Here is a 574-nt window from a genome sequence, read left to right as displayed (position 1 = left end):
TAGAAATAGTATTGCTTTGAAAAATATCTTTTAGTGCAAGTACTTGTTCAAAGTTCAGGCTTAATAAATCACCTAAACCATCAACAATTTTTACTTTTAAAACATCTTGAGCTAAATCAAAATTATTTATATCTTTTGAAAACACATCAATCAAGCTATCTTTTAAATAGTTATCACTAGAAGCAAGAGTTTTAGAAACATTTGATATTTCACTATAAAGTGATTTTACTTTTTCATAATCAGCGTTTTCTCTTAAAGTACCATCAGTTAAAAAGTAACTATCAAACTCAGCTCTTTTTTTGTTATATGCAATTAGATTTTCTTTTGTATTATCAGTAGTATTAAAACTATGTATGAAGCTAAGTGCTGTATCTTTTAAAGATTTTAATGTATCACTTACTTTATCAATAGAGCTTACAAAACTATCAAAACTTAAATTATTTAGTTCTTCGATACTTTCAGCAGTTTTATCAGTAATATCTGCAAAAGATTGACTTAATATAATTAATCTTCCATAAAGCTCTTGTCCTGAATCAGTTGTTAAATCAATACTATCTAATAACTCTCTAAACCC

Annotated in this window: 1 protein-coding gene; it reads right to left on the bottom strand. The window is 25.8% G+C overall.

The window, feature by feature from the left end:
• On the bottom strand, positions 1 to 574 hold a 574-nt coding region (locus AC5LG6_RS11245), incomplete at both ends, for a hypothetical protein (protein WP_498586654.1).

The organism is Arcobacter thermotolerans (genome assembly GCF_983172305.1).
This window is presented reverse-complemented; position numbering and strand designations above follow the sequence as displayed.